Raw genomic sequence first — 18,421 nt, forward strand, 5'->3', positions numbered from 1 at the left:
AACTTCGAGACTAGGAGTTTGATAGGTTGGAAGTGTAAGTGAAGCAATTTATTTAGCAGACCAATACTAATAAGTCGGAATCTTAATCAAATATTAAATTATATTTTACTATGTAGTATCAAGTGTTCAAGAAATACAAATAAATAATGATTGGCAAGAATAGCTATGAGGGTACACCTAGTAACATACCGAACCTAGAAGTTAAGCTCATAAACGCTGAAAGTACTTGGGGGGCAGCCCTCTGGGAGGATAAGTACTTGCCAATCTTTTTTTTATTTTTTGGAAAAATATTTAGATTATGTTATAATCTGTTCAATGGAAGCTATCTAAAAATATTTGTAGTATAAGGAAAAATGATGGAAAAAAATAAGAATATTTATCAGCAACAAAAAATAATAGAAGAAAATATAGCAAAGGTTCTAAAGGAAAAAAATAAAAAAAAAGTTGTTAAAAGAAGAAAAAGAGTTTTAATAGGAATATTAGGTATAATAATGATACTAGGAATTTTAAATATTTTTAGTATATCCTATTATAGAAACGGTATTTTAAATAAAAGTAAATATTGTCTCTATTTAAGCATAGGATTATTTTGTTATTGTTTACTAAGCGGTAAGGATTATAGAATATTAAAAAATAAATATATAGTATATTTTCTATATTTTATTTCTATTTCAATTTTGTCTTTTTTAGCTGTGGGAAATAAACTCTTTCCAAGCATAGTTAGAGAAATAAACGGTGCAACAGGTTGGATTGTAGTAGGCACCTTTGGAACCATACAACCTGCAGAACTTTTAAAGGTAGTTTTTATAGTTCTACTAGCTAGACTGTTTTCAAAATGTGAGGAAGAAAATAAAAGTGTATTTGAAACATTTACATCTTCAGCTTTTATTTTAATGGTTTTTTCATTTTTAATATTCTTTGAAAATGATTTGGGAACAATAATCCATTACATTTGTATTTATATCTTTATGTTTTTCTTCACTAAAATATCAAAGAAAAAAATATTAGAAATATTAATGCCAGCAATTGTTTTAGGAATAACTGTTTTAACATTTATTTATAGAGGAGATTCACCAAATTATAAATTAGTGAGAATAAGGATGTTCTTACAAGGAATACTTAGAGATAATTACTTGGGAAATCTTAATGAAGGATATCAGGTTGCCCAATCTTTACTTGCCTTTGGAAACGGAGGTATTTTAGGGAGAAGTTATGGTAGTGGAGTTCAAAAATATAATTATTTGCCTGAAATACACACTGATTTTATAATGGCTCTATTTGGAGAAGAATTAGGTTTTATTGGGGTAGTATTTGTAATATTCTTATTTTTCTTATTATATAATTTAATATTAGAAATAGGATTAGATTCTAAAGATATTTTCGGTAAATACTTAGCAGTAGGTATAGGTGGTTTTATAATAACTCAATTTTTAATCAATTTTTTTGTAGTTTTAGGCTTACTACCAGTTTTTGGTATTCCCATGCCTTTGTTCAGCTATGGAGGAAGTTCAATAATTACCATTATGGTTGCAATGGGAATTATTGCTAGCATAAACAATGTGTCCATGTTTGACAAAAAATAAAATAAAATGTATAATACTTTAGATTTATAGATGTAATAAATTACAACTAATATGTTATAATATAGGAGATAAAAATGGAAATGAAAGATATAGTTACAAAGGTAAATTATTTTGCAAATCTGTCAAAAAAAAGAACTTTAACTAAAGAAGAATTATTAGAAAGAGATAAATACAGAAAGCTTTATATTGAAAAATTTAGAGCTCAAGTTAAAGGTCATTTGGACAGAATAGAAATAGTAGATGATAAAGGGAACTTAAATTAAGGGGGAGTTTAATGAGTTGTGGAGTTACAGTAAGAGAATTGTATAGAAAAGAAAAAGAATTATTGGGGAAAGAGGTTGAAATTTCTGGATGGGTAAGAAAAATAAGAGCTCAAAAAAACTTTGGGTTTATAGAAATAAATGATGGAAGTTTTTTTAAAGGAATTCAAATTGTTTATGATACAAGTTTAGAAAATTTTGAAGAAATTTCTCATTTATCAATTTCTTCTTCTGTATTTGTAAAAGGAATGTATAAAGAATCACAAGGAAAAGGGCAAGCAGCAGAAATAATTGCCACTGAAGTGAAAATAGAACAAAAAGCAGACTTGGATTATCCACTTCAAAATAAAAGACATTCATTTGAATATCTAAGAGAGATAGCACATTTAAGACCAAGAACAAATACTTTTTCTGCTGTATTTAGAGTAAGATCAGTATTAGCTTATGCTATTCATAAATTTTTTCAAGACAAAAATTTTGTGTATGTTCATACTCCAATTATAACTTCTTCAGATACTGAAGGGGCAGGAGAAATGTTTAGAGTTACAACTTTGGATATGGAAAATTTGCCTAAGAATGAAGATGGAACAGTTAATAATTCAAAAGATTTTTTTGGTAAAGCAACTAACTTAACAGTAAGTGGACAACTTAGTGTTGAGACATATTGTTCTGCTTTTAGAAATGTTTATACTTTTGGACCTACATTTAGAGCAGAAAATTCAAATACTTCAAGACATGCTTCTGAATTTTGGATGATAGAACCAGAAATGGCATTTGCTGACTTAACAGTAAATATGGATGTTGCTGAAGAAATGGTTAAATATATAATTAAATATGTTATGGAAAATTGTCCAGAAGAAATAGAATTTTTCAATAAATTTATAGAAAAGGGATTAACTGAAAAATTAAATAATATTCTAAATAATGATTTTGCAAGATTAACATATACAGAAGCTATAGATATATTAATAAATTCAAAACATAAATTTGATTATAAAGTTGAATGGGGAATAGATTTACAAAGTGAACATGAAAGATTTTTAGCTGAAAATCATTTTGGAAAACCTGTATTTTTAACAAATTATCCAAAGGAAATTAAAGCTTTCTATATGAAATTAAATGAAGATGGTAAAACCGTTAGAGCTATGGATTTATTAGCTCCAGGAATTGGAGAAATAATAGGTGGATCTCAAAGAGAAGATAAACTAGAAATATTAGAAGGAAAAATGAATGAATTAGGATTAGATAAAGATGAATATAAATTCTATACTGATTTAAGAAAATATGGAAGTTTCCCTCATTCAGGTTATGGATTAGGTTTTGAAAGAATGATGATGTATATTACAGGAATCACTAATATTCGTGACGTAATACCATTCCCAAGAACACCAGGAAATGCAGCATTTTAAACAAATTTAATTGAATAAAAATAAAGAAAGGAGATAAAAAAATGATTATTAGTCTTTTTGTGACAGTAGTATTTTTATGTCTTCTTTTTTACTTTATAACTTATCCTTATAAATTTAAATTTGCAAGAAAATTAAAAAGAGTATTGTCATATGAGGAAGTTCAATATAATAAGGAAACAGAGTTAGATTTAACCAGTTTAAGTAAAGAAGAAGTTTATGATAATTTTAACATTCAAAGAAAAAGTATAAAAAGTGTTCATGTTAAGGAAATGATGAAAGTTATTATTGTAACTCCAAAGAACGTAGAACTTAAAGAAATTCCTTGTTTAATTTTACTCCACGGTATTAGAGACTCAAGTGAAGATTGGTTGGAGAGAGGGAAATTATTAGAAAATTATTTAATCTTAAAAAAAAGTAATAGTATAAATGATATGATGTTTATCTTACCTGATTCAGGATATGCTGGAGAAAGTTGGTATACCAACTTTTATGAGGATAGCAATTTTAAATATGAAGATTATATAATGGATGAACTGTACAATGAAGTTAAAAAAATCACTCCAAATGGGAAATTAGGTATAGCAGGTTTTTCAATGGGTGGTTATGCAGCTTATAAAATAGGACTGAAAAACATTGGAAAATTTAATGTTATTGGAAGTTTTTCAGGGGCAGTAAGTCTAATTAGGATGAGCGTAAATAGAAGGGTCATGAGAATAATGAAATATATTTATATTCCAAGATTTTTATTTAACGATTTGGATAAAACAAATTTTATACGAATTTTTAGTCCTTGGGGTTGGAGAATATTAAAACAAGATCCATATAGTATAATTAAAGTGATGGATAAGGAAGAATTCAATGGAAAGAATTTTTATTTAAGTGTAGGTGCAGAGGATAAGAAACCTTATTTGATGCTTCAACAATGGATTGATATAGTTGGAAGATTAAAAAAATATAATATAAATTTCAAAGGCTATATTTATAAAAATGAGTATCATACTTGGGAGTTTATTTCAAAGGATATTTATTGTTTTTTAAAATATTTTAATAAAACAATAAATAAAATTGACTAGAAGACGGAAGATATGATATGCTCAAAGAAAGAATTGACTTATAAGTCAAGGGGTGTGTGTTTGTTGAAAAGATTAATCTTAATTATAATTGTAGTTCTAATGACCTCTTGTTCAGGAATACACTATTATAACAGTTACGAATTTGAGAAGAATTTTAAAATTTCTGAGAAAATGTTCAATAGAACCTTAGAAGGAAAAGTTACTAAGAAAAAGTTGAAAAAATTAAAAAAACATTTTGTTGTTTTAAACAGACAATTGTATGAGGAAAATGATAATTATATTAGAATAAATAAAGAAATAGTTGAAAATTACAGTGGCAAAATTAACCACTATATTATGTTGATAAAGGATTTAGAAGATTAAAAGTGAGGGAAAATGAATATATTAATGGCATTATCTCAATTGGAAGTTACAGGGGCTGAAGTTTATGCAGTAACCCTTAGTAATGAATTAATAAAAAGAAAAAATAAAGTTATTATAGTATCAGACACATTAACAAAAAAAACCAGTGCTGAATATTTTGAAATTCAATTTAATAAGAGAAGTTTATTTCAAAGATTGGGTCACGTTAGAAAATTATTAAAAATTATAAAAGAAAATGATATTCAAGTTGTTCATGCTCATTCTAGAGCCTCAGCTTGGAGTTCAGCATTAGCTTGTAAAATAGCAAGAATTCCTCTAATAACAACTACCCATGGGAAACAACCTGTTCATCTAAGTAGAAAATTAATTAAATGTTTTGGTGATTATGGAATAGCAGTTTGTGAAAATATTAAGCATCAACTAATTACTGAATTAGGAGTTGATAATTCCAAAATAGAGGTGTTGAGAAACCCAGTTGATTGTAACGAATATCTTTTTGAAGTTGAAAATAAATGTAATGAAAAAATAGTAGTTTCAATAATTGGAAGATTGTCAGGACCAAAGGGAGATGTGTGCTACGATATTTTAGAGGAAATATCAGATAGAAAAGATTTAGTTGTTAGAGTTATTGGAGGAAAAGAAGTTCCTAAAAGATTTGAGAAATTTAAAAATAAAGTTGAATTTATGGGATATATAAATAATGTTTATGAGGAAATATGTAAGTCATCAATAGTTATAGGAGCTGGTAGGGTTGCAGTGGAAGCTATTTTATCAGGTAAGCCAGTTATAGCAGTTGGAGAAAATGAATATTTAGGATCAATAGGAACAAGTAACATAGACTATGGATTAAAAAGCAACTTTGGTGATATTAATTTAAATGAAAATTTAGCTAGTAAAGTTGAAATAAGAGGAATATCTCAAGATATTAATAATGCAATTAAAAAATCCCATGGAAATCTTTTGGAATTAAGAAAAAAGGTAGAGAAGAATTTTTCCTTAGAAAAAATAGTTGATAGAATAGAAAAAATATATTCAAAACAATATGTTTTAAAAAACAAATATGAAATTCCAATTATAATGTATCATAGAGTTATAAAAGGAGATGAGGAAGAGAAAGGGGTTCATGGAACCTACATAGAAGAGAAAATCTTTAGACAGCATATGCAGTACCTAAAGGATAAAGGTTATGAAACAGTGACCTTTGAAGATTTAAAGGATAATAATTATAAAAAAAGATTCAATAAAGACAAAAAATTAATAGTATTAACCTTTGATGATGGGTATAAGGATAACTATGAAATAGCCTTTCCAATTCTTAAAGAATTTGGATTTAAGGGAGTAATATATTTATTAGGAGAGTTGAAATACAATAAATGGGATGCTGAAAATAATTTTAATCCAGAAAAAGTTTTTCATCTAATGAGTGATGAAGAAATACTAGAGATGCAAAATTACGGAATGGAATTTGGTGGGCATTCTATGACACATTCTAAAATGGGAAATTTAAAGCCTGAAATAGCAAAAAAAGAAATTATTGATTCTAAAGAAATATTAGAAAAAAAATTAGGGAAAAAATTAACTAGTTTCGCTTATCCCTATGGGCATAGAAGCAAAATAGTTAAAGAACTTGTAAAGGAAGCTGGATATGAGTTTGCAGTGACAACAGATAATGGAGACATTTCTTTTCAAGAAGACTTATTTGACATAAGAAGAATAGCGATTTTTCCAACTAATGGAAAATTTAGTTTTAAAAGAAAAGTAACAGGAAAATATAATTTTATAAAAATAAAAAGAGAAGAGAAACATATGAATAAATAAATTATTAACTGGGAGGTAATTATGAAAAAAATAGCTTTTTTTCCCATGATAGCATTAGTATCACAAATTACTTTAGCATCTAGTGTTGGAATTGGTTATGGAGTTACAAGTGAATTTTTTAAAGGTGATGATAAAAGTCATGTACTGCCATTTTTGAATTATGAATATGACAATTATTTTATAGATTCTACAACAGCTAATACGTTACACATAGGGTATAGGTTAATGGAAGATGATGTGTACGCATTTTCTTTATATGCAGTTCCCTTTGGAGGATATAAAATTGATGGAAGTGATTTAGATTCTAAATATAAAGGAATTGATGACAGAGATTATCAATTTATGCTAGGAAGTGAATTTAAATATTACAATGGACTTCATGATGTTGAGACAATTTTAAATGCAGAAATAGGCCAAGAGGGAGGAAAATTATCCCTTAGAATTCAAAAACCTTATGTAATTAATGAAAATTTAATAATAAAACCTTCTTTTAATTTTAACTATTATAATTCAAGTTTTATTGATTATTATTTTGGTATAGACTCTGGAGAAGCCAGTACAAGTACTTCCTTAAATGAGTATAATGGGGAAAGTGGCTATTCACTAGGAATTGGGGTTACAAGTTCTTATAGATTAACAGATGCTTTTTCATTGCTTGGATTTTTAGGTGCAATGAAATTTTCAAGTGAAATAAAAAATTCTCCCATTGTTAGTAATAGTTTGATTTATTTAGGTGGAGTTGGAATTGTATATACTTTTTAAAAAAGCTTGACTTTTTGAACAAATAATAATAAAATATAAACTGAAATACCATCAAGAGAGACGGAGGGATTGGCCCGTAGATGTCTCAGCAACCTACATTTATTGTGTGGTGCTAATTCCAAAGAGATGGGACAATGTAGATATTATGTCCTTTCCTATGGAAAGGACTTTTTATTTTGAATTTAATTTGTGATAACTAAGTAAATATAATATATAAGTATATATATTTTAAGGAGGAATTAATGGAAGATTTAATTTATTTTACTTCAGAATGCGTTTCCCCAGGACATCCAGATAAAGTATCTGATCAAATTTCAGATGCAGTTTTAGATGCATGTTTAAAGGATGATCCAGAATCAAGAGTAGCATGTGAGGTTTTTTGTACAACAGGACAAGTAATAGTTGGAGGAGAAATTACCACTAAAACTTTTGTAAATATTCAAGATGTAGTTAGAGATAAAATAAGAGAAATAGGATATAAAACAGGTATGGGATTTGATAGTGATTGTGGGGTATTTAATTCAATACACGCTCAATCATCAGACATTGCCATGGGTGTAGATAGAGGAGGAGCAGGAGACCAAGGTATTATGTTTGGGGGAGCTGTAAAAGAAACCCCAGAACTTATGCCTCTTGCTTTAGTATTAGCAAGGGAAATATTAAGAGTTTATGTGGATTTAAAGGATAATGGAGTTTTGACTTGGGCTAGACCAGATGCAAAATCTCAAGTAACATTAGCCTATGACAGGGAAGAAAACATTAAATTTATTGAAGCTATAGTTGTTTCAGCTCAACACAATCCAGACGTAACTCAAGAACAAATCCACGAGGATTTAAAAGAATTAGTAATTAAACCTGTAATTAAAAAATATAACATGAAGTTTGAAGATATAAAGAAAATATTTATCAATCCCACAGGACAATTTATAATCGGCGGTCCAAATGGAGACACAGGACTTACAGGCAGAAAAATTATAGTTGATACCTATGGTGGATATTTTAGACATGGGGGAGGAGCTTTTTCTGGAAAAGACCCTTCAAAAGTTGACAGATCAGGGGCTTACGCTGCTAGATGGGTTGCTAAAAATATAGTTGCAGCTGGATTAGCTTACAAATGTGAGGTTCAACTATCTTATGCAATAGGAGTAATAGAACCAATTTCAATAAAAGTAGATACATTTGGTACAGGTAAAGTTGATGAAGTGAAATTATCAAGAGTAGTTAAAAAAATATTTGATTTAACACCAAGAGGAATAGAAAAAGAGTTGAAATTAAGAAGTGGTGAATTTAGATATCAAGATCTTGCAGCTTTTGGTCATATTGGAAGAACAGATATTGATCTTCCATGGGAAAAATTAGATAAAGTTGAAGAATTAAAAAGCTATTTTGGCTTATAATTCTAGGACGGAAATCTGTTTAAAAGCCTATGATTTGCTTAGGAAAAATCCAAAGAATGATTGATTTTTTTGAATTTATATGGTATAATTTCTTGGTAAAGTATATTGTTTAGAGGAGAGTGGGGAAACCCACTCTTTATTTATGGTAAGGATTAGGAAGAGAGGTGAGTTGTTTTTGGAAAAAGAAGATAAATTGAAAGTTATAGAAAAAATTGAGAAGATAATAGATCCAACTCTAAAAGAATTTGGTCTGGAATTAGTTGATGTGGAGTATCTTCAAGATGGAGGATATTGGTATGTAAGGATATACATAGAATATTTAGATAAGGAGATATCATTGGGAGATTGTGCTAAAGTGAGCTCAGCAGTTGGTGATGATATAGATAAAATTATCGATAAAAAATTCTTTTTAGAAATTTCCTCACCTGGAATAGAAAGACCTTTAAAAAAACCAGAAGATTTCATTAGATTTCAAGGGTCAAAAATAAAAGTAAGTTTAAAGCATAAGTTAAATGATAAAAAGAATTTTGAAGGTGTACTAACAAAATTTGAAAATAATATTGTATTTCTTCAAACAGAGGATGAAATGCAAATACCATTTAAAGAGATTAGAAAATCTAATCTAGTCTATGATTTTAAAGATATTTAAAGTCTAGGCTTCAGGAGGAGAAAATGAAAGGTAAAGACGGAAAAAAATTTCTAGCAGCATTGGAAGAGTTGGAGAAATCAAAGGGGTTAAGCCAAGAAAGTTTATTAGAAACAGTTGAGCAAGCCCTTTTAGCAGCTTATAAAAAACATTTTGGAGAAGAAGAAAATGTCAAAGTTGAGATAAACAGAACAACAGGAGAAATTAAAGTTTATGAATTAAAAACAATTGTTGATGATGTTTATGATGCAGCTTTAGAAATTTCTTTAGAAGATGCTAAAGAATACAAGAAAAGAATTAAAATTGGAGACGAAATAAAAATAGAAGTTAACTGTGAAGAGTTCAGAAGAAATGCAATTCAAAACGGTAAACAAATAGTTATCCAAAAAGTTAGAGAAGCAGAAAGAACAGGGGTTTACGATAAATTTAAAGTTAGAGAAAAAGATATAATCATTGGTATTATAAGAAGAATCGATGATAGAAAGAGTATATTTATAGAGTTTGATGGAACAGAAGCAGTACTTCCTATATCTGAACAATCACCATCTGATGTATATAGAGTTGGAGACAGAATAAAAGTTTATGTTGCTGAAGTTGAAAAAACTAGCAAATTCCCTAAAATAGTAATATCTAGAAAAAACGAAGGACTATTAAGAAAATTATTTGAATTGGAAATTCCAGAAATATCTGAAGGGTTAATAGAAATAAAATCAGTTGCTAGGGAAGCAGGATCTAGAGCTAAAATAGCAGTCTACTCAAAGGATAAAAATATAGATACAATAGGTGCTTGTATTGGTCAAAAAGGACTAAGAATAAGAAATATTGTAGATGAATTAAATGGAGAAAAAATAGATATAGTTGAATGGAAAGAATCAATAGAAGAATTCGTTTCAGCAGTTCTTAGTCCAGCAAAAGTTAATAGTGTGGAAATTCTAGAAGATGAAACTACAGCAAGAGTTATAGTTGATGCAACTCAATTGTCTTTAGCAATTGGTAAAAGTGGTCAAAATGCAAGACTTGCTGCTAAATTAACTGGAATGAGAGTAGATATAAAAGTAAAAGAAGCGTTAGAGGAAAAAAATGACTAAAATTTCTGAAAGAACATGTATTATTTGTAGAAAAAAGCATACTAAGGATGAATTATTTAGAATTGTTGAAAAAGGAGATAAATATACCTTTGATGAGAAAATGAAATCTCAAAAAAGAGGAACATATATATGCAGATCCCAAGAATGTGTGAACAGATTATCAAAACATAAGAAAATAAAAGTTGAAATAGATGATTTACTAAAAATGTTAAGCTTATTAAAAAAAGATACCAAGGATTATCTTAAGGTTTTGAAAGCAATGAAGAATTCTCAGGAGTTAGTTTTTGGAGTAAATATGATTTTTGATGAAATAGAAAAAATTCATTTTATGATAATAGCTGAAGATATAAGTGAAAAGAATGACAATAAGCTAATAAGAAAAGCAAATGAAAACAACATTCACTATATTCATTACGGAAGTAAGATTCAGTTAGGAGAAATATTCGATAAAGAAGAAGTAAATGTAATTGCTATTAAAAATAAGAGGGTAGCCCGAGGACTTATAGGATAAGTTTTAAGGGGGGTGCTAAGAATAAATGAAAGTAAGAGTTCATGAATTAGCTAAAAGATATAAAATGGGGAATAAGGAGTTTTTAAATTTAATTAAAGAGTTAGAAATAGAAGTGTCATCTCATTTATCTGGTTTAACAGATGATCAAGTTGATAAAATAAAGAATTATTTTGTTAAAGATGACGAGCACGATAAAAAAGAGAATAAAAAGAAAAAATCAAAAACAAAAAATAAAGAAAGTGAAGAGGGAATAGATATAGATAAGAAAAAGAATAAGAATAAAAACAAAAAGAAAAAAAAGGGTAGAAGAGCAGATTTTTATGTAAAAAAAGTTGATACTGAAGCTGCAGTTTTAGTTGAAGAAGATGGAGTTAAAATAATAAAAATGAGAAGTGAAATGACTTTAGGTGATTTTGCTGAAAAACTAGGAGTTAACAGTTCAAGTTTAATCAAAAAATTATTTTTAGAAGGTGGAATGTACACAATAAACAGTCCAGTTAATTTAGAATTAGCAGAACAATTAGCAGCTGAATATGATATTTTAGTTGAAGAAGAAGAAGAAGAAAAAATAGCATTTGGAGATAAATTTGCACTTGAAATAGAAGACAAAGAGTCTGATTTAGTTGAAAGAGCTCCAGTTATAATAATTATGGGTCACGTTGATCATGGTAAAACATCTCTATTAGATGCAATAAGAAGTACTCAAGTTGTTGATGGAGAAGCAGGAGGAATCACTCAAAAGATTGGTGCTTACCAAGTTGTAAAAAATGGAAAGAAAATAACTTTTGTTGATACTCCAGGTCATGAGGCTTTTACTGATATGAGAGCAAGAGGAGCACAAGTAACTGATATAGCAATATTAGTTGTAGCAGCTGATGATGGTGTAATGCCACAAACAGTTGAAGCAATCTCCCATGCTAAAGCAGCTAAGGTTCCAATTATAATCGCAGTAAATAAAATAGATAAACCAGATGCTAATCCATTAAAAGTTAAACAAGAACTTATGGAATATGGACTAGTTGCAGTTGAATGGGGTGGAGACATAGAGTTTGTTGAAGTTTCTGCTAAAGCTAGAATAAATTTAGATGATTTATTAGAAACTATTTTATTAACAGCTGAAATCTTAGAATTAAAAGCAAATTCAAAGAAAAGAGGAAAAGCAGTTGTTCTTGAATCTAAATTAGATTCTCAAGTTGGACCAATTGCAGATATACTAATTCAAGAAGGAAACATAAAGATAGGTGACGTTGTAGTTGCAGGGGAATCTTATGGTAAAATAAGAGCCTTAATTGATGATAAAGGTAAAAAAATCAAAAAAGCTATTACATCTCAACCAGTTGAAATTATAGGATTTAACACAGTTCCAGAAGCAGGAGACGTTGTTTATGTAATTCAAAATGAACAACATGCTAAAAGAATAGTAGAAGAAATGACTAAAGAAAGAAGATTAGGAGAGAAATCAAGAAAAACTGTAACTCTAGAATCTCTATCAGAAAGTTTTGAACATGAAGAAGTAAAAGAATTAAACTTAGTTATCAGAGCTGATACAAAGGGTTCTGCTCAAGCTTTAGTGGAATCTTTAAATAAATTAAATAATGATGAAGTTGCAGTTAATATAGTTCAAGCAACTCCAGGAGCAATAACTGAAAGTGATGTAAGACTTGCAGAAGTTTCAGGTTCAATAATAATAGGATTTAATGTTAGACCTACAACTAAAGCAATAAAAGACGCTGAAAAAGCTGGAATAGAAATAAGAACATCTTCTATAATTTATGAAATAATTGAAGATGTTGAAAAAGCCTTAACAGGTATGTTAAAACCAGAATTTAAAGAAAATTATTTAGGAAGAATAGAAATCAAACAAATATTTAAAGTTACAAAATTAGGAAATATAGCTGGATGTGTAGTTGTTGATGGAAAAGTAAAAAGAGACTCAAACATAAGAATACTTAGAAATGGAACTATTACATATGAAGGAAAATTATCATCTTTAAAAAGATTTAAAGACGATGTAAAAGAAGTTGTTGCTGGTCAAGAATGTGGATTAGGAATAGAAAACTTTAATGATATTAAAGTTGATGATATAGTAGAGGCATTTAATATTGTAGAAATAAAAAGAACTCTTAACGATAAAAAATAAGTTTGATTTTTATTTAGAAAGGGGCAAAAATGAGAAAAGAAAGATTAGCTTCTATAGAAAAAGAAATACTAAGGGTTGTTTCAACATTATTTCTAACTGATATAAAAAACCCTAAAGTTAAAGGATTAGTTTCTATAACAAGAGTTAACGTAACAGAAGATTTAAAATTTGCAGATTTATATTTTACAATTTTATCCACAGAGGGTAAGGAAATAGATAATAAAAAAGTTTTAGAAGGATTAAATGAAATTAAAGGTTTCCTAAGAAAAGAAGTGGCTAAAACATTGGCTCTTAGATATATACCAGAATTGAGAGTAAAGTTAGATACTTCAATAGAGTATGCTGTTAAAATGTCTAAATTACTAGATGATTTAAAAATAACTAAGGATTAGGCGAATGGAAAATGTTATGGAAAAATAATTTTATAGAGGATTCTTTAGTGGAAAAAAAATCCATAGAATGGGGTATTTCAAAAACACTTACAAGACTTCTATTAAAAAAACAAATAGTTGAAAAAGAAGAAGTTGAAAAGTTTATAAATCCTGAATTAAGTCAATTAAGAGATCCTTTTGATTTTGAAAATATGGAAGCTGCTGTTTCGAAAATCATAGAAAAAAGGAATAGTCAAGAAAAGATATATATCTATGGTGATTATGATGTTGATGGGATAAGTGCTACTGCTTTTTTAGTTCATGTTTTTAGGGATATAGGAATAAAAACAAATTACTATATTCCAAATAGAATGGAAGAAAACTATGGCTTTGATAAAAAAACTGCAGATTTTATGAAGAGCAAGAAAGGAAAACTTGTTATTACTGTAGATATAGGTGCTAATTCCATAGAAGATATTAGATATGCTAAAAGTATAGGAATTGATATTATTGTTACAGATCATCATAAGGCTGAAAAGGAAGAATTTGATGACGAATATATATTGATAAATCCTAAAATTAGTAAAACTTATAAATTTAAATATTTGTCAGGGGCAGGAGTCGCTTTAAAATTGGCCCAAGGATTATATAGAAAATTAGGTATATCTGAGGAAAACCTATATAAATATTTAGACATAATAATGATAGGTACAGTGGCAGATGTTGTACCTATGGCAGATGAAAATAGAATAATAATTAGTAACGGATTAAAAGTATTGAAAAATACTAATGTAAATGGATTATTTTATCTTTTGAAATATTTAAAATTTCAGCATAAAAAAATAACCACAACTGATGTAAGTTATTTTATTTCTCCTTTAATAAATTCCTTAGGAAGAATAGGAATTTCAAAAGTAGGAGCAGATTTTTTCATAGAAAATGATGATTTTAAAATATATAACATTATTGAAGAAATGAAAAAAATGAATAAAATAAGAAGAAAATTAGAAAAAAAGATATTTGATGAAGCTATTGAAATAATTGAATCATACACTGATGGAAGACAGGAAAAAAAGATACTTATAAAATCAGAAAATTGGCATCCAGGTGTTATTGGGGTGGTTTCCTCTAGATTATCTATAAAGTATGGTGTTCCAGTAATTTTAATAGCTATAAGCAAAGACATTGGAAAAGCATCTTGCAGAAGTAGTAACGGAATAAATGTTTTCAATATATTTGTAGATATGAAAGAAAACTTTATTAGGTTTGGAGGACATGATTTAGCAGCAGGTTTTGTAGCTAAGATTGAAAAATTAAACGAAATTGAAAAAATATTTTCTGAAAAAATTAATAATTTAGATAAGGAAAAAGTACAAGAAATAGTAGAGATAGATATGAAATTATCTGTAAATGATATAAATAAAGAATTATTGCAAGATATGGAAAAACTATCCCCCTATGGATTATCAAATAAGCAACCATTGTTCTTAGATGAAAATATTGAAATAAAAACAATTGAAAAATTTGGAGTGGAAAATAGACATTTTAGTGGTGTTTTGAAAAAGAATAATAAAGAGTATTCTTATATAGCTTTTAATTTATCAAATGAGATAAAAAATATAAAAGATTTAAAAAATTTGTCAATAGTCTATTATCCTGAGAGAATAGTAGTTAAAGATAAAGAAAAATACAACATAAGAATAAAAAGTATAAAATAAAATTTATATAAAAAACTAAGGAGGAAAAAATGAAACACGAAATTAAAAAACTTGAAAAATCAGCTTTAGAGATTACTATGACTTGGAATAAGGAAGAATTCGCTCCAATAGAAAAAAAAGTAATTACAGAAATTCAAAAAAATGTAGAGGTTCCAGGATTTAGAAAGGGACATGCACCTATTGATCAAATAGAAACAAAATTTGCAAAGGAAATTACTGAAGAAATTACTGATAAATTAATAAAATCAGATTTCATGAATGTTGTAAAAGAAGCAGAATTAAAACCTATCAGTCCTTTATACAATGCAAAAACTGAAAAGAAAGATGGAGGATTTGAAATTGTTGCTTCAATAGATGTTTTTCCTGAATTTGAATTAGGTCAATATAAAGATTTAGAAGTAGAAAAAACAGAATTTGAAATGACTGATGAAAAATTAGAAGAAGCTGTAAAAGAATTATTAAAAAGCAAAGCAAAATTAGAAGACTGTGAAGAAGGTTATAAAGCAGCAATGGGTGACACTTTAGATCTTGCATTTGAAGGTTCTGTAGACGGTGTTGCATTTGAAGGAGGAAAAGCTGATTCTCATACATTGGAATTAGGAAGTCATTCTTTCATTGATACTTTTGAAGATCAATTAGTTGGATATACTGTTGGACAAGAAGGAGAAGTAAATGTAACTTTCCCTACTGAATATCATGTTGATACTCTAGCTGGAAAACCTGCTTTATTCAAAGTTAAAGTAAATGCTATAAAAAAATTAACAACTCCTGAATTAACAGATGATTTAGCAAAAGAATTAAAATATGAAAATGTTGAAGATTTAAAAGCTAAATTAAGAGAAGAAACTGAGAAAAAAGGAAAAGAAGCAGTTGAAGTTGAATTTAAAGGAAGACTTTTACAAAAAGTTATGGAATTAACAGAAGTTGAAATTCCAAAATCTTTAGTAATGCAAGAAGTAGACGCTAAAATCAATCAATTTGCACAACAATTAAAATCTCAAGGAATGGAATTTGAACAATACTTAAAAATGACAGGTTCAACAATGGAAAGTATTTATGATCAATTAGCTCCTATGAGTGAAAATAAAGTAAAAATGGATTTAGTTTTAGATAGAATAGCTCAAGTTGAAAAATTAGAAGTAACTGAAGAAGAATTAGTTGAAAAAGCAAAGGAATTTGCAACTTCTTATGGAATGACTTATGAAGCTTTACAAGATGAATTAAATAAAAACAAAAAAATGGAAGACTTTAAAGGAAGTATCAAAGCTGATTTAGTAATAAATAAAGCAATGGATTTCTTAGTAGCTAATGTTAAATAGATTATAAAAATTGAGACATTGGTTTTCCAATGTCTCTTTATGGAAAAAATAAATTTTTTTATTTTTTCTATAAAGGAGGGGATGACATATGTATTATAATCCAGTTGTAATAGAAAATACTAGTAGCGGAGAAAGATCTTATGATATTTATTCAAGGCTATTGAAAGATAGAATTATATTTTTAGGAACAGAAGTTAATGATACTGTAGCAAATGCAATTGTAGCACAACTTTTATTTTTAGAGGCAGAGGATCCAGAAAAGGATATAATAATGTATATAAACAGTCCTGGTGGAGTTGTAACAGCAGGGATGGCTATATATGATACAATGAACTATATTAAGCCAGATGTTCAAACTATTTGTATAGGACAAGCTGCTAGCATGGGAGCTTTTCTTTTATCTGCAGGAAGTAAAGGAAAAAGAGCTGCTTTAGAAAATTCAAGAGTAATGATACATCAACCTCTTGGTGGAGCCCAAGGTCAAGCAACAGATATAGAAATTCAAGCTAAAGAAATATTGAAAATAAAGGATACATTAAGTAGAATATTATCTGAAAATTGTGGAAAAACTCAAGAAGAAATATTAAAAGATACAGATAGAGATAATTTTATGTCTGCAAAAGAGGCATTGGATTATGGAATTATTGATAGAATTTATAATAAGAGATAGTGAAGGCATTTAGAGAGGAGAAAATATGGATAAGGTAGTTTGTTCTTTTTGTGGAAGAGGAAAAGAAGAAGTAGGAAAACTTTTTAGAGGAATAGAAGGATCTTATATTTGTGAAGAGTGTATTGAAACATGCTATGAAATGCTTGAATATTCTGCAGATTCTATTGAAGAAGTATTATCTGAAAAAGAAACAAAAGAAAGAGAAGAGATTAAACTTTTAAATCCAAAAGAAATAAAAGAAAAATTAGATGAATATGTAATAGGTCAGGAAGAAGCTAAAAAAGTTCTTTCAGTTTCTGTTTACAATCATTATAAAAGAATAAAACTATTATCAACAAACAAAGAAGTATTAGATGATGGAATAGAACTTCAAAAATCTAACGTTTTAGTAATTGGTCCAACTGGTTCAGGAAAAACATTAATGGCTCAAACTCTTGCAAAGATACTAAATATTCCATTTGCAATTGCAGATGCAACTACTTTAACAGAAGCTGGATATGTTGGAGACGACGTAGAGAATGTTTTAGTTAGATTGTTGCAAGCAGCTGATTATAATGTAAATGCTGCTGAATATGGGATAATATTTATAGATGAAATAGACAAAATAGCTAGAAAATCTGAGAATATGTCTATTACAAGGGATGTATCAGGAGAAGGAGTTCAACAAGCTCTATTAAAGATAATAGAGGGAACAAAATCTCAAGTTCCTCCTGAAGGTGGGAGAAAACATCCTAACCAACCATTAATAGAAATAGATACTAAAAATATACTATTTATTGTTGGAGGAGCCTTTGAAGGGTTAGAAAAGGTAATAAACAAAAGGACTCAAAATAAAAGTATAGGTTTTGGTTCAGAAGCTACCAAGGAAAAATTAGGAGCTGAAGGGGAAGTATTTAAAAAAGTAACTCCTGAAGATTTAATTAAACAGGGAATAATTCCTGAATTAGTTGGAAGACTACCCCTTGTAACAACACTTCAAAATTTAGATGAGGAAGCATTATTAAAAATATTAGTTGAGCCTAAAAATGCAATAATAAAACAATATAAAAAATTCTTTCAAATGGAAGACATAGAATTAGAAGTCACTGAGGAAGCATTAAAAGAAATTGCAAAAAGAGCACTAGACAGAAAAATAGGTGCTAGGGGATTAAGAGCTATTATAGAAAGAACAATGATAGATTTAATGTATGAAATTCCATCAAAAAAAGATGAAAATATAAAAAAAGTTATAGTTGATAAAGATTCTTTAGACAATTATAAGAAAGTAAAATTAATAAAAAGGGAGGAATAGCA

Annotated in this window: 17 protein-coding genes, 2 rRNA genes and 1 riboswitch; all 19 genes read left to right on the plus strand. The window is 28.2% G+C overall.

Translation table 11 applies throughout. The annotated features are described in order from the left end of the window. Positions 1-90, plus strand: a 23S ribosomal RNA gene (locus GIL12_RS10030); the annotation flags it as partial. A gap of 59 nt (positions 91-149) precedes the next feature. Next, positions 150-266, plus strand: a 5S ribosomal RNA gene (rrf, locus tag GIL12_RS00975). Positions 267-356: 90 nt separating this feature from the next. Next, on the plus strand, positions 357-1,583 hold the full coding sequence (locus tag GIL12_RS00980) for an FtsW/RodA/SpoVE family cell cycle protein (RefSeq protein WP_163468212.1): 1,227 nt from the start codon (positions 357-359) through the stop codon (positions 1,581-1,583). Positions 1,584-1,657: 74 nt separating this feature from the next. Then, positions 1,658-1,846 carry a DUF896 domain-containing protein gene (locus GIL12_RS00985; protein ID WP_163468214.1) on the plus strand — a complete coding sequence of 63 codons (189 nt, stop codon included), beginning with the start codon at positions 1,658-1,660 and terminating at the stop codon, positions 1,844-1,846. Positions 1,847-1,857: 11 nt separating this feature from the next. After that, positions 1,858-3,252 carry an asparagine--tRNA ligase gene (asnS, locus tag GIL12_RS00990; protein ID WP_163468216.1) on the plus strand — a complete coding sequence of 465 codons (1,395 nt, stop codon included), beginning with the start codon at positions 1,858-1,860 and terminating at the stop codon, positions 3,250-3,252. 41 nt (positions 3,253-3,293) lie between these two features. Further along, complete coding sequence (locus GIL12_RS00995; protein ID WP_163468218.1) at positions 3,294-4,325, plus strand: alpha/beta hydrolase family protein; 1,032 nt, start codon at positions 3,294-3,296, stop codon at positions 4,323-4,325. A 60-nt stretch (positions 4,326-4,385) separates the two neighbouring features. Then, positions 4,386-4,688, plus strand: a complete 303-nt coding sequence (locus GIL12_RS01000) for a hypothetical protein (RefSeq protein ID WP_163468220.1) — start codon at positions 4,386-4,388, stop codon at positions 4,686-4,688. Positions 4,689-4,700: 12 nt separating this feature from the next. Next, positions 4,701-6,506 (plus strand): polysaccharide deacetylase family protein, encoded by a 1,806-nt coding sequence (locus GIL12_RS01005; RefSeq protein ID WP_163468222.1) that lies wholly within the window; start codon positions 4,701-4,703, stop codon positions 6,504-6,506. Positions 6,507-6,527: 21 nt separating this feature from the next. Then, positions 6,528-7,268 carry a MipA/OmpV family protein gene (locus GIL12_RS01010; RefSeq protein WP_163468224.1) on the plus strand — a complete coding sequence of 247 codons (741 nt, stop codon included), beginning with the start codon at positions 6,528-6,530 and terminating at the stop codon, positions 7,266-7,268. 45 nt (positions 7,269-7,313) lie between these two features. Next, positions 7,314-7,401, plus strand: a riboswitch (SAM riboswitch). A gap of 109 nt (positions 7,402-7,510) precedes the next feature. Beyond that, the gene (metK, locus tag GIL12_RS01015) at positions 7,511-8,665 is read left to right on the plus strand and encodes a methionine adenosyltransferase (RefSeq protein WP_163468226.1); all 1,155 of its coding nucleotides are present in this window, start codon (positions 7,511-7,513) and stop codon (positions 8,663-8,665) included. Positions 8,666-8,807: 142 nt separating this feature from the next. Beyond that, a complete protein-coding gene (rimP, locus tag GIL12_RS01020) occupies positions 8,808-9,314 on the plus strand; it encodes a ribosome maturation factor RimP (RefSeq protein ID WP_163468228.1) in 507 nt (168 codons plus the stop codon). A 23-nt stretch (positions 9,315-9,337) separates the two neighbouring features. Then, complete coding sequence (gene nusA, locus GIL12_RS01025) at positions 9,338-10,399, plus strand: transcription termination factor NusA (protein ID WP_163468230.1); 1,062 nt, start codon at positions 9,338-9,340, stop codon at positions 10,397-10,399. Beyond that, a complete protein-coding gene (locus GIL12_RS01030; protein ID WP_163468232.1) occupies positions 10,392-10,910 on the plus strand; it encodes a DUF448 domain-containing protein in 519 nt (172 codons plus the stop codon). Before nusA ends, GIL12_RS01030 begins: the two co-directional genes overlap by 8 nt. A gap of 25 nt (positions 10,911-10,935) precedes the next feature. Next, positions 10,936-13,050: a translation initiation factor IF-2 gene (gene infB, locus GIL12_RS01035; RefSeq protein WP_163468234.1), complete on the plus strand. Its 2,115-nt coding sequence runs from the start codon at positions 10,936-10,938 to the stop codon at positions 13,048-13,050. A 29-nt stretch (positions 13,051-13,079) separates the two neighbouring features. Beyond that, positions 13,080-13,442 (plus strand): 30S ribosome-binding factor RbfA, encoded by a 363-nt coding sequence (rbfA, locus tag GIL12_RS01040; protein ID WP_163468236.1) that lies wholly within the window; start codon positions 13,080-13,082, stop codon positions 13,440-13,442. A gap of 11 nt (positions 13,443-13,453) precedes the next feature. Further along, positions 13,454-15,139: a single-stranded-DNA-specific exonuclease RecJ gene (recJ, locus tag GIL12_RS01045; protein WP_163468238.1), complete on the plus strand. Its 1,686-nt coding sequence runs from the start codon at positions 13,454-13,456 to the stop codon at positions 15,137-15,139. Positions 15,140-15,168: 29 nt separating this feature from the next. Beyond that, positions 15,169-16,458 (plus strand): trigger factor, encoded by a 1,290-nt coding sequence (gene tig / locus GIL12_RS01050; RefSeq protein WP_163468240.1) that lies wholly within the window; start codon positions 15,169-15,171, stop codon positions 16,456-16,458. Positions 16,459-16,546: 88 nt separating this feature from the next. Then, entirely contained in the window at positions 16,547-17,128 is a 582-nt protein-coding gene (clpP, locus tag GIL12_RS01055) for an ATP-dependent Clp endopeptidase proteolytic subunit ClpP (RefSeq protein WP_163468242.1), read from the plus strand. Between the two features lie 25 nt (positions 17,129-17,153). Further along, positions 17,154-18,419 carry an ATP-dependent Clp protease ATP-binding subunit ClpX gene (gene clpX, locus GIL12_RS01060; protein ID WP_163468244.1) on the plus strand — a complete coding sequence of 422 codons (1,266 nt, stop codon included), beginning with the start codon at positions 17,154-17,156 and terminating at the stop codon, positions 18,417-18,419. The last annotated feature ends 2 nt before the right edge of the window (positions 18,420-18,421 follow it).

It is taken from the genome of Fusobacterium sp. IOR10 (assembly GCF_010367435.1).
Classification (GTDB): domain Bacteria; phylum Fusobacteriota; class Fusobacteriia; order Fusobacteriales; family Fusobacteriaceae; genus Fusobacterium_B.

Bases quoted from the DNA above. Each gene is read 5' to 3' on its own strand.
- GIL12_RS01010 (WP_163468224.1), top strand. From the start codon at position 6,528: ATGAAAAAAATAGCTTTTTTTCCCATGATAGCATTAGTATCACAAATT.
- clpP (WP_163468242.1), top strand. From the start codon at position 16,547: ATGTATTATAATCCAGTTGTAATAGAAAATACTAGTAGCGGAGAAAGA.
- asnS (WP_163468216.1), top strand. From the start codon at position 1,858: ATGAGTTGTGGAGTTACAGTAAGAGAATTGTATAGAAAAGAAAAAGAA.
- recJ (WP_163468238.1), top strand. From the start codon at position 13,454: ATGTTATGGAAAAATAATTTTATAGAGGATTCTTTAGTGGAAAAAAAA.
- GIL12_RS00995 (WP_163468218.1), top strand. From the start codon at position 3,294: ATGATTATTAGTCTTTTTGTGACAGTAGTATTTTTATGTCTTCTTTTT.
- rbfA (WP_163468236.1), top strand. From the start codon at position 13,080: ATGAGAAAAGAAAGATTAGCTTCTATAGAAAAAGAAATACTAAGGGTT.
- tig (WP_163468240.1), top strand. From the start codon at position 15,169: ATGAAACACGAAATTAAAAAACTTGAAAAATCAGCTTTAGAGATTACT.
- GIL12_RS01030 (WP_163468232.1), top strand. From the start codon at position 10,392: ATGACTAAAATTTCTGAAAGAACATGTATTATTTGTAGAAAAAAGCAT.
- GIL12_RS01005 (WP_163468222.1), top strand. From the start codon at position 4,701: ATGAATATATTAATGGCATTATCTCAATTGGAAGTTACAGGGGCTGAA.
- metK (WP_163468226.1), top strand. From the start codon at position 7,511: ATGGAAGATTTAATTTATTTTACTTCAGAATGCGTTTCCCCAGGACAT.
- nusA (WP_163468230.1), top strand. From the start codon at position 9,338: ATGAAAGGTAAAGACGGAAAAAAATTTCTAGCAGCATTGGAAGAGTTG.
- clpX (WP_163468244.1), top strand. From the start codon at position 17,154: ATGGATAAGGTAGTTTGTTCTTTTTGTGGAAGAGGAAAAGAAGAAGTA.
- GIL12_RS00985 (WP_163468214.1), top strand. From the start codon at position 1,658: ATGGAAATGAAAGATATAGTTACAAAGGTAAATTATTTTGCAAATCTG.
- rimP (WP_163468228.1), top strand. From the start codon at position 8,808: ATGGTAAGGATTAGGAAGAGAGGTGAGTTGTTTTTGGAAAAAGAAGAT.
- GIL12_RS00980 (WP_163468212.1), top strand. From the start codon at position 357: ATGGAAAAAAATAAGAATATTTATCAGCAACAAAAAATAATAGAAGAA.
- infB (WP_163468234.1), top strand. From the start codon at position 10,936: ATGAAAGTAAGAGTTCATGAATTAGCTAAAAGATATAAAATGGGGAAT.